This window comes from Paenibacillus sp. 01T422 (assembly GCF_056398785.1).
Genome location: NZ_JBFTQB010000104.1, coordinates 1 through 11,097, shown reverse-complemented (window position 1 = coordinate 11,097; position 11,097 = coordinate 1). Strand labels below are relative to the sequence as shown.

The window sequence follows — 11,097 nt, the reverse complement described above, 5'->3', positions numbered from 1 at the left end:
TGACAGGCTTCCGCAATGTCCTTAACTTGAACTTTGTTGGCACGTTGATTCCGACACAGATTTTTACCAAGCAAATGATCGGCAGACAAGACGCGACCGTCATCAATATTTCGTCGATGAGCGCGCCTTCGCCAATGACGAAAGTTCCGGCTTACAGCGCTGCGAAAGCCGCCATCGATAACTTCACGCAGTGGTTAGCTGTGCATTTGGCAGAGAGCGGCATTCGCGTCAATGCGATCGCGCCGGGGTTCTTCTTGACGAAGCAGAATGAGAAGCTGCTGCTGAAGGAAGACGGTACGCTCACTGAGCGTTCGCACAAAATCATTACGCATACGCCGATGCGTCGATTCGGGAAACCGGAGGATCTGCTCGGCACGCTGCTTTGGTTGACGGACCCTAACATGTCCGGCTTCGTAACCGGCGCCACGATTCCGGTGGATGGCGGATTCATGGCTTACTCGGGCGTATAAGAGTAATCGAATAGGCTTTGTTGATGAAAGGGCTGCCGTGTGTACGGCAGCTTTTTTGTCTAATTTGAGGTGTATCAGCTCCTTACTGGGGGTCAGAAAGTTCTGTTCTGTTATTCCTCAAATTGCACTTTTCGAAAAATTATTCAAACGCGTGCAACCTTTTTTGAAACAGCCCCGTTTAGTAGGTAACTCGAAAGGGTAATAAAAAATAACTAGTTAAAAGGAGAATAGTTACTGTGAAAAAATTAGCTACTGCAGCATTATCGACTGTTTTGTTGGGAGCATTGTCATTTAATACCGCATTCGCCTTCTCGGATGTTGAAAGCGGACAAGCCGAGGCGATTAACGCACTACACGATCRTGGAGTTGTAAGTGGTGTGGATCACGAACATTTTGCTCCAAAAGGAAAAATCAGCTATGCGCAATCTGTACAAATCATTGTCAAAGGTTTGGGTCTGAACATGGACTTGCTCCGTTTCGTCAAGCAGCCGCTGGCTTCTGATTTCTATACAATTGTCCAAAATGACTCATGGTATGCCGAGGCGTTCATCATCGCTCATTATAATGGCGTAGAGCTTCCGAAAGATGTGAATCCGAATGCAAGTATTACACGTGAGCAATTCGGTGCATTGTTAATGCGAGCTCTTGAGAAAAAAGGCAATTTCCCGATGATTAACATCAAACCAGCGGACATTACCGATGCTGACCAAATTACTCCGGAGTATCAAGGTGCTCTGCAGCGTATGCTTGCATATAAAATTGCCACCATCGACAACAGTGGCAAGCTAAGCCCAAAAGCAGAAATTACTCGCGGCGAAGCAGCAACTTGGGTTTACAATGCCAGCAAAGTGTTGGACGCACATACACAGGTTCCAGTACCAACAGAAACCGTTGCCGTTAATGTTGAAAAAGTGTCCGATGATGTCAACAAAGTGACATTGTCACGTGAATCCAAACCAACAGCAGGTTATAGCATTGAAATTACGGGTATCCAATTTGGAGAGGACGGCAATGCCGTTATTTCTTACAAGCTGGTCGATCCGCAACCAAACTCCATGAACGCTGAAATGATTACTGAACCAAAAGCGGTAACGTATGTCTCTTCCAAATATAAAGCGGTAGCTGAACCAGCCGCAAAATAAGAACAAAAAGTGCTTTCCTCGTCATGCGTGATGAGAGAAGTACTTTTTTTATTGCAATTTAGCTGAATTTAGCTGCCAGCCGCACCTTCTTTATAAACCGATTCGGTAACTAGTGTAATGGGAACTACGATCCGCTGATTTCTAAGGAATGAAGCGATTTGCTCAGAGTGGCGAACTATGATCCTCTAGTCCCCCTATTTTAACCTTCATGTAAGGTTGTTAGGAGAAATAAGGCCTTGTAGTTCCGCTTCACCCCTGTAGCCCCACATATCGCATAAATAGCGCCCTGTAGTTCCTATAAACCTTGCATGCCGCCCTAATTTGATAGGGCATTGACTCTGTAGACAGAAAAAAGACTGTCTCATTGGCAGATTACTCTGCTTTTGAGACAGTCTTTTCTAACATCTGCGAGCCTTCCCAATTAGTGCCGATGTTCGATGAGGTCAATTGCCCCTAGAACGACATGAGCTAGGCCAAATCCAAGCACACCAGTTGCTGCAAGCTTATACTTGCCTCCGAGTAATGAAGCAGCAGAAGCCGTTACGACAGTTCCAAGAACAGCAGGGATCAAACCTTCACGCATGTGTATCACTCCCATTGGTTTTTTTGGAAAGACAAAGCTTATTTTAGAACAAAAGAGCGGAAATTATCCCTCTAATAGCAATGGAGATCCTTGGAGCTTGCCACTCAAAAAAAACGGTTGCAAAAGCAGGAGGATCAACTTATGATAATAATTGAATTCATGAAATTACTTATCGATTAATAAAATTATTAATTTAAGGAGCGAATTTCTGTGGCTAACCGGATAACCATTAACGCCGATCGCGCGAAAGGCACGATTAATCGCAATATTTACGGACATTTTTCCGAGCATTTGGGACGATGTATTTATGAAGGCTTATGGGTGGGCGAAGATTCAGAAATTCCGAATACGAACGGCATTCGCAACGATGTCGCTGCCGCATTAAAACAGATGAAAATCCCCGTATTACGCTGGCCAGGCGGCTGCTTCGCAGACGAATACCACTGGAAAGAAGGCATCGGTCCGAAAGAAAACCGGAAACGAATGATCAATACCCACTGGGGCGGCGTGGTGGAAAATAACCATTTTGGGACGCATGAATTTATGATGCTCTGCGAGATGTTGGACTGTGAGCCGTATATTAACGGCAATGTGGGGAGCGGGACCGTTCAGGAGATGACTGATTGGGTCGAATATTTGACCTTTGAAGGTGTATCGCCTATGGCGGAAATGCGCGAGGCAAACGGTAGACCAGAGCCTTGGAAAGTGACATACTTTGGCGTGGGTAATGAGAATTGGGGCTGTGGGGGGAACATGCGACCTGAATATTACGCAGACTTGTACCGCCAGTTCCAGACCTATGTCCGTAATTATGGCAGCAACCGCATACACAAAATTGCTTGTGGGCCCAACAYAGACGACTACCACTGGATGGAAACGCTCATGAAGCAGGCACATCGTTTTATGGATTCCATAACGCTGCATTATTACACGGTTCCGGGTGATTCCTGGCAGGAGAAAGGGGCAGCAACTGGATTCCCTGAAGACATGTGGCACGTAACTTTGAAGAAAGCCCTATTCATGGAAGAACTGATTAGCAAGCATTCCGCCATTATGGATCAGTATGATCCGGATAAGCGAATCGGCCTGCTCGTTGATGAGTGGGGAACGTGGCACGATGTGGAGCCGGGAACGAATCCGGGCTTCTTGTATCAGCAGAATACGATCCGTGATGCGCTCGTCGCAGGGATTTCGCTGAACATTTTTAATGAGCATTGCGACCGTGTGCAGATGGCGAACATCGCACAGCTGGTGAATGTGCTCCAAGCTGTTATCCTCACCGAAGGGGAGAAAATGGTGCTTACGCCAACTTATCATGTATTCGACATGTATAAGGTTCATCAGGATGCGCAGCTATTGGACGTTCATCCGTCCATCTCGGAGCTAGGCGAAGGGAAGCAGGCCATTCCACAAATCTCCGTTTCGGCTTCCAAAGACGTAGAGGGCCGAGTACATATCAGCCTTTGCAATCTAGATCATCAAGCTAGCGCAAAGGTAGAGTTAGAGCTCCGCGGCTTAGCCGGCAAGTTTGTTTCTGTCAAAGGAACAACGTTGACTTCTGACACAATTGACGGTCACAACACCTTTGAAGAGACGAATAAAGTAGCGCCAACGGAATTCACAGCGTTCAGCCTGGTCGATCAGGTAATCGATGCGGAGCTTCCTCCGATGTCTGTCACTGTTTTGGAATTGTCCGAGGAGTAGAAAGCGATGCTCGAGAATCGCCAGTGCAAAGGATGCCGCGAGGATTTCAAGATTACGCCTGCACAAATTGACAAGATGCTGCAAGCACCAATGTTTCAGTCCGCAGAAGTGTGCGTCCCGGATTCGGTGTACCATGAGCGGTTAAGCCAGTGCAGCGAGTGTCCTAAGCTAGTTGGTGGGCATACATGCTCGCTATGCGGTTGTATTGTGCGGATTACCGCCAAGCTGCGGGACAAAAGCTGTCCATACCCAGGTGGAGCTGGATGGCAGCGTTATAGGACATAGAGGGGGCACCCGGCACCCTCTCATGCAGGTTGTGCGCTTGGCAGCGCAAACATGATGTAAAAAGTGCAGTAAATTCGCATCTGGACCAGCTAAAAGTAAGGAATGATGTAAAAAGTACATCAAATATAGCGATTTTTCTCTATTTTCGATGGTATCGATGAAATTAACTGCACAAAATGCATGATTATCTCCGAAACCATCGATAATACGAAAATTTGCTGCACTTTCTGCATCAAATTAGAAAATGTCCGCTGCGATTTCCCCTTACGGACACCAGGGTCATTGTGGATACTTTTTCTAGGATTCGATATTCGATGCTCCGCCCGTCACCTAGCCTTAAATATCAAAGGGCTGATCCCTTAAGGTCTATTGACCTTTTTGGGACAGCCCTTTTTCATATTGCCTTACTTCTTAATCAGCTTCAACTGGAGGGCCTGCTCTTCCGTCAAAATGAATTCCTCTTTAGGCCATATTTCCTCGTTCTTATCTCTACCGAAGAGACGCAAAATCTCATTCCATACGCCTTTTTCAATAGCTTCCGCGGCTGAAATCATGATTTTCACATCAATCGCCTCCAATTGTTGTTCTATACTTCTATACCTCTACGAGCTCGTTTTGCTGGATATGCTGCTCTCCCCAAGCGCACATAGCATCCAGTATGGGTTTGAATGACCAACCATAAGGTGTTAATGAGTAGACAACTTTGGGCGGTACTTGCTCATAGCTCGTTCTTTTCACCATGCCATCCTGCTCAAGCTCGCGCAGTTGCTGGGTAAGCATTTTCTGAGTAATATCAGGCATCAATCGTTTTAACTCGCTTGTTCGTTTGTCGCCTTTGTCCAAATGGCATAATATGACGACCTTCCACTTTCCACCGATTACATCAAGCGTAGCTTCAACGGGAACATTATAAGGCATAGTCAACCTCCGTATTAAGGATAGGAACTTTTAAGTGCCTATAGTACTTTGGAGTATCTATAGAACTTTAAAGTGCGTACTTATCAAATAGTGCTTGTGATCCTATAATAACACTCAGGCAACAAAAGTAAAGTGTTGCTGCAGGTCACATACACTCAAATAGGAGGATATTATGAGTCAAACTATCGCACCAGCTGCTTCTATACAGAAAGATAAGCTGCTTTCGGGGAAATGGGCGCTCCTTGCGCTGGCCATCAGCGCTTTCGGTATTGGAACGACAGAATTCGTTCCCGTCGGTCTGCTAGCATCAGTCGCAGATGACTTGCACATTGGGATTACGCTGGCTGGACTTCTGATCTCTGGGTATGCCATCGGGGTTGCAATTGGTGCGCCAATCCTAACCGCACTTACAAACCGGATGAACCGCAAGACATTGTTGATGCTTCTCATGGTTATTTTCATTGTTGGCAATGTCGCTGCCGCGCTTTCCACATCGTTCTCATTTCTGTTGGTCGCTCGTTTTATAACCGCATTTTCACATGGTGTCTTTTTCTCCATAGGCGCGACGATTGCCGTCCAGCTTGTTCCGCCGGAGAAGAAAGCCAGCGCCATTGCCTTAATGTTCACAGGTTTGACGGTCGCAACGGTTACCGGAGTACCTCTTGGAACATTTATCGGCCAATCATTAGGATGGAGAGCAACGTTCTGGGGAGTTGCTTTGCTTGGTGTGATTGCGATCATCGCGCTTGCTGCGTTAATTCCTAAGAATTTAAAACAATCGCCACCTGCTAAGTTTTCGGACATGATTCGGCTGGTTACGAACTCCCGGTTGATTCTGGGATATGCCATCACGGCGCTTGGATATGGAGGAACATTTGTTGCTTTCACCTATTTAACCCCAATTTTACAAGATGTAACAGGGCTTAATTCACATGTCATTTCTATTGTTCTGCTTGTCTATGGGGTCGCTGTAGCGATTGGTAATTCGGTCGGCGGAAAATGGGCGAATCACAATCCGCTTCGCGCTTTATTCTGGATGTTTATTGTTCACGCGGCTATTCTGATCGCTCTGACGTTCATGCTGCCGTTCAAAGTGACTGGTTTAATTGGTATCTTCCTGATGGGGCTGCTTGCGTTCATGAACGTGCCGGGTCTTCAGTTAAATATTGTGCAGCTCGCTGAGAAGTATGTGCCATCCGCCGTTGATGTTGCTTCAGCCTTGAATATCGCGGCATTCAACGTAGGGATTGCAATAGGCTCATTGCTTGGTGGAGTGATTGTCGACACGATCGGAATTAAGCATACGCCATGGATTGGCGGTTTAATGGTCTTGGTTGCCGTGATTCTGACGGGTATATCTGCTAAATTAGAGAGAAGAAAAACACAGGGATGAATCTAATTTCTCTGGCAAAATGAGAAGGGGACTGTCCAAGATTATGGACAGTCCCCTGTTTCTTTTCGTGAGATTCGACTCGGCTTACTTGTGAATCCAAATTAAGCCAGCAGAATTATCTCTCGCTTCGCCGATCACCCGGAATTTCAAACCGAATTTCGGAACCAAACGCCCTGCGTCCGGAATCAACTCATTCGAATACAACTTGGCATCGGAGAATTCCTCAACACCTGGCAGAGATTTGTAGTTATATTCGCCTCTCGTCTCATTATTGACGTACCAGGCTGGCGTTTTATCCAGCGAAAATGCTGCATCAGCAACTTGATAGCGGGTTGTTTGAGAGACCGAATCCTGTCCGTCTTTCTTGAACACCATTGCGGCAGCATGAGAGTCTACGACGCCGAGGAAGCCTTGGCCTGGATGAACACCAACCCAGTTATCCAGATAACTGTCATCGGCATACCAGACGACGAGTCCCGTATTGTATTTGACACCGCGGCTGTACGCTAGAGCTTTATCAGCTCCTTCGTAGTTTCTCCACTCCAGATAGTAGTAGTGCTTCTTGAATTCCATCCCATTGGATTGAACGAAACCGTCCAGTTTAAAAGCGGGAGCTCCTTCAGCGTCATCAGAGAACGCTACTTTCCCATCAACGGTTAATTTGGCGTTATCCATAGCAAAACCGTTCAGAGCCAGCCCGCCATCTGTCACATAGTCGAAGTTCAGCGTCACTTTTTTGCCAATGAATGGTGCCAGGTTGTAGGACTTGTCCACCCAAACCCCATTCGAGGTTTCCGCGCGCGCGTCGCCGTTGGTATCATTGTCTCCAATGACGTCCAGCGTTACTTCTTGTCCATCATAGGTAGCCGCAGTTACCGTCAGATAGTCGTATTCGAATTCAACCTCATACAAGGATTTAAAGTCAAATGTAGCTGTTTGCGCATGCGTCAAATCAAATTCTGGCGTGGATAGAGTCGTATGCAGGTTATCGCCTTTTGTACTGTAATAGTAGCGAGAGCCAAAAGCGGGTTGAATGCCTTGGACGGCTTTATCCGGCAAATTGACTTTGACGATTCCTGGATTTTTCGACTTCGTTACGCTTTGATCAATGATGGCCGCTTTACCCAATTGGTTAATGTCCGAGGAGTTGACTTCAGTGACGTTAGCCCAATTGCCGCCCATCGTTTTCTGGAAGAAGTCTTTATTTTGTGGTGAAAAAGAGGTTGGTGTCGTGCCGGCAATATTTCCATTCCAGCTGCCGCCGCTCATAATGGACCAGGAAGCAATCGGCTCGCCTTGCCCGGTGTATTGGGTGTCGTATTCATCCGGCAGTCCCAAGTCATGCCCGAATTCGTGAGCGAATACGCCGACAGCGCCATCTTCAGGCTGAATCGTATAGTCGTAAGCGGCCATTTTGCCGCCCCAATAGCTGACTGGGGTTGATGTTCCTGCAATCGGGTACACACCGTCCAGCGTCCAACGATGGGACCATATGGCATTGTCGCCCAAAGCGCCGCCGCCGGCTTCTTGACCTGTGCCCGCATGGATGATCATGAGGTGGTCGACCAGGCCGTCGGGTTCATTTTGATTGCCATCGCCATCTAAGTCATACAAATCGAATTTATCATAATCAGCTAAGTTAATGCCCTTGGCAACAGCAGCATTAAGTGCATCTTTCACGAGATCGCGAGGACCAAGAGGGGCTAGGTTATCGTGACCACCTGCGGGGTTATCATCTCCGTACTGAGCGGCAGTGCCAGGAACCGTTAACCAGTCAGACACATAGCCATTAACCGTATAACTGCCGCCGGATTGCTCTTCGTAGTATTGTTTAAAGGTTTGAATTTTCGATCCATCGAACAATTTGAAATCCTTATCGCCAAACATAAGATTACGATAATGCTCAGGACTGAAGTCTTTGGCGTACATGAAACCAGGCTCTTGTTTCACATTGTTATGTTTTAAGTCCGCAAATTCTGTCAAARGGACAAGCACTTTGTCCTCACGAACAGGTCCGTTATACCGATCTTGCTTTGCGGATGGAATAGGGATACCGTTGCCGTTTCCTAGTTTGAGATTGTCCATGCCGTGATTCATTTGGGATAACAATTTAACCTTTTGTTTGGCGACAAAATCTTTCGACTTTTTGTCCATCTCATCATGCAGTTTGTTCTTTTGATCGGTTTTGGAGTTTACTAGTTTCTTATTTTTGACAGATAAATAGCTTTTTACTGCTTTTGATATTTGTTCGGGTGTAGCACTTTTGTTTAAAAGCCCACGATCCATTAGCCCCTTGGCCAGGCGCTCGTCGTTCACGATCATGGCATCGATCGGTGGTGCGTCAAGAGCCTCTAGTGCTTCTGAGTAGTCGGTTTCTGCGGCGGATACCGTAGATGCAAAAAGTCCTACCGTCAAACTTGTTGCGAAAAACACATTCGTCATTTTCAAGATGGTCTTATTCAATAATCAAACCTCCTATTAGAAAATTTAATTGACCGTTGTACAGTTAAATTAAATACTAGATTCCCGAATCTAGTAAGTGCTGCTGGACCTGCACAATTCGACCTACCACATATTTCCTTATTCGACTTTTTTTGCTTGTTGTTACAGTGAATTATGTAGAATAAAAGGGAATGAAAGAGGTTAATTTATCCAAAAGGGGAATTTCAGGAGGCACTCATTATGTCGTTCGACCCAAGAATAGACCCATTTCCACAATTTCCAAAATCGGTTTGGCTTAGCGAAACAGCGATGCCAACTTATCCAAAGCTTGCAAACGATATAGAAGCTGACGTGGCTGTGGTAGGTGCTGGAATTACGGGGATGACAACCGCTTATCTGCTTGCAGGTAAAGGGCTTAGGGTTGTCCTTGTTGATGCTGGCCAAATTGCACATGGCACAACAGGGCATACAACGGCCAAAATCACCGCGCAGCATGATCTGGTATATGACGAATTTATTTCTCATTTCGGCGAAGAGAAGTCGCGGCTCTATTATGAAGCGAATCGTGAAGGTTTGGATTTTATTAAGAAGATGGTYGTTGACCATGCGATTCCCTGCCAGTTCAAGGAAGAAGATGCCTATATCTATACAGTTGAGGAAGCCAATGTGGGGAAGATAGCTGCTGAAAGTAAAGTTTACTTAAAGCTTGGAATCCCCGGCGGCTATTTGGAGCAAGCACCGCTGCCGTTCCAGACCCGAGCGGCCATTGTAATGAAAGATCAGGCGCAGTTCGATCCGATTCCCTTCTTGAAACATCTAGCTCAGRCATTCATTCAGCTTGGAGGTCAGATTTTTGAACAAACAACGGTTGTTGGTGTAGAAAAAGGAACTCCGGCAACCGTGAAGACAAGCGAAGGGTTTCGAATTACAAGCAACTTTGTCGTGTCATGCTCTCATTTTCCTTTTAACGACCGAGATGGTTTGTACTTTGCAAGGCTGCACGCGGAGAAATCGTATGCCCTTGCGGCAAAAGCAGAAATAAGTCTCGCTGGCGGCATGTACATCAATGCGGATACACCTGGACGTTCGCTTCGTACTGTGAAAGTGAAAGAGGAGGAGTTGCTCCTTATAGGCGGAGAGAGTCACAAGACTGGGCAAGGGGTTTGTACGTTTCAGTATTATGAGGCGCTGAGGCAGTTCGGCGTTGAGCAATTTAACTTGCAGGAAGTCCTGTATCATTGGTCGGCACAAGATTTGTTAACACTCGATAAGCTGCCTTATATTGGCCGGGAGGTCTCGAATCAGCCCAATATTCTGATAGCGACTGGTTTTAAAAAATGGGGAATGACCACCAGTGTTGCGGCAGCACTCCTTAATACGGCCATCATAACTGGCGAGAAAAGCCCCTATGAAGAACTCTTCTCGCCATCCAGATTTCATGCGGATCCTATGATCAAAACGTTTATCATGTCCAATGCCAACATCGCGGGACATTTGATAGCCGGGAAGTTCGACATCGTCCACAGGCAAGCAGAGGAGCTGCATAATGACGAAGGCGCTGTAGTTCGGGTGAACGGGAAACGAGCAGGAGCCTACCGGGATGCGGGCGGAGAACTGCATGTTGTGGACACGACTTGCACGCATATGGGCTGTGAGGTCGAGTGGGACGAGGCAGAAAGATCCTGGGACTGTCCGTGCCATGGCTCGCGGTTTTCCTACACAGGCACAGTAATTGAAGGGCCAGCGAAACTACCACTTAGTCAAGTCGAAGTATCCGCTCAAAAAAAATAGCAATCATCTCCTGTTTGTTCGGTATAATATAGGCAGCAAGCTATATGATTTCAGCAAATGGGGGACTGATATGAACATCGCGAAGAAAGTAACGTGGTTGGAGCTTTTTTATGACTTGTTGTTTGTAGCGGCCGTATCTAAGGCTACACATGTGCTGCTGCATGCTGACCACGGGACGATTTCATTCGAGTATATCATCAAATTTATACTCATTTTTATTCCCATCTGGTGGGCATGGGTAGGGCAAACGTTATTTAACAACCGATACGGGCAGGATGTTTTCTATCACCGCATCTACATGATCCTGCAACTGTTTTTTGTGCTTATCATGACATTTAGTCTATCTACGGATTTTGATCGATACTACGT

At 46.5% G+C, this 11,097-nt stretch carries 11 protein-coding genes; 7 read left to right on the top strand and 4 right to left on the bottom strand.

Translation table 11 applies throughout. The annotated features are described in order from the left end of the window. Both AC1DUA_RS08195 and AC1DUA_RS08190 read left to right on the top strand, forming a co-directional pair. Window positions 1-470, top strand: a 470-nt coding sequence (locus AC1DUA_RS08195) for an SDR family oxidoreductase (RefSeq protein WP_477499260.1), incomplete at its 5' end; no start/stop codon positions are given. Between the two features lie 236 nt (window positions 471-706). Next, a complete protein-coding gene (locus AC1DUA_RS08190; protein WP_477499259.1) occupies window positions 707-1,612 on the top strand; it encodes an S-layer homology domain-containing protein in 906 nt (301 codons plus the stop codon). Between the two features lie 421 nt (window positions 1,613-2,033). On the opposite strand, the gene AC1DUA_RS08185 is transcribed toward AC1DUA_RS08190, so the two are convergent. Then, window positions 2,034-2,195: an asparagine synthase gene (locus AC1DUA_RS08185; protein WP_477499258.1), complete on the bottom strand. Its 162-nt coding sequence runs from the start codon at window positions 2,193-2,195 to the stop codon at window positions 2,034-2,036. Window positions 2,196-2,405: 210 nt separating this feature from the next. On the opposite strand from AC1DUA_RS08185, the gene AC1DUA_RS08180 reads away from it, so the two are divergent. Together AC1DUA_RS08180 and AC1DUA_RS08175 are read left to right on the top strand one after the other, a co-directional pair. Continuing rightward, entirely contained in the window at window positions 2,406-3,899 is a 1,494-nt protein-coding gene (locus AC1DUA_RS08180; RefSeq protein WP_477499257.1) for an alpha-N-arabinofuranosidase, read from the top strand. A 6-nt stretch (window positions 3,900-3,905) separates the two neighbouring features. Beyond that, complete coding sequence (locus tag AC1DUA_RS08175; protein WP_477499256.1) at window positions 3,906-4,184, top strand: DUF6171 family protein; 279 nt, start codon at window positions 3,906-3,908, stop codon at window positions 4,182-4,184. A 404-nt stretch (window positions 4,185-4,588) separates the two neighbouring features. Here the strand turns inward: AC1DUA_RS08175 and AC1DUA_RS08170 are convergent, their stop codons facing one another. Both AC1DUA_RS08170 and AC1DUA_RS08165 read right to left on the bottom strand, forming a co-directional pair. Next, window positions 4,589-4,747: a hypothetical protein gene (locus AC1DUA_RS08170; protein ID WP_167053313.1), complete on the bottom strand. Its 159-nt coding sequence runs from the start codon at window positions 4,745-4,747 to the stop codon at window positions 4,589-4,591. A gap of 31 nt (window positions 4,748-4,778) precedes the next feature. Next, complete coding sequence (locus tag AC1DUA_RS08165; RefSeq protein ID WP_477499255.1) at window positions 4,779-5,102, bottom strand: winged helix-turn-helix transcriptional regulator; 324 nt, start codon at window positions 5,100-5,102, stop codon at window positions 4,779-4,781. Window positions 5,103-5,274: 172 nt separating this feature from the next. Between AC1DUA_RS08165 and AC1DUA_RS08160 the strand changes: the two genes are divergently transcribed. Beyond that, window positions 5,275-6,495: an MFS transporter gene (locus AC1DUA_RS08160; protein ID WP_477499254.1), complete on the top strand. Its 1,221-nt coding sequence runs from the start codon at window positions 5,275-5,277 to the stop codon at window positions 6,493-6,495. Window positions 6,496-6,579: 84 nt separating this feature from the next. Here the strand turns inward: AC1DUA_RS08160 and AC1DUA_RS08155 are convergent, their stop codons facing one another. Then, window positions 6,580-8,937 (bottom strand): immune inhibitor A domain-containing protein, encoded by a 2,358-nt coding sequence (locus tag AC1DUA_RS08155; protein ID WP_477499261.1) that lies wholly within the window; start codon window positions 8,935-8,937, stop codon window positions 6,580-6,582. Between the two features lie 240 nt (window positions 8,938-9,177). Here AC1DUA_RS08155 and AC1DUA_RS08150 point away from each other — a divergent pair, with 240 nt between their 5' ends. Then, a complete protein-coding gene (locus tag AC1DUA_RS08150; protein WP_477499253.1) occupies window positions 9,178-10,728 on the top strand; it encodes an FAD-dependent oxidoreductase in 1,551 nt (516 codons plus the stop codon). 70 nt (window positions 10,729-10,798) lie between these two features. Then, on the top strand, window positions 10,799-11,097 hold a 299-nt coding region (locus tag AC1DUA_RS08145; protein ID WP_477499252.1), incomplete at its 3' end, for a low temperature requirement protein A.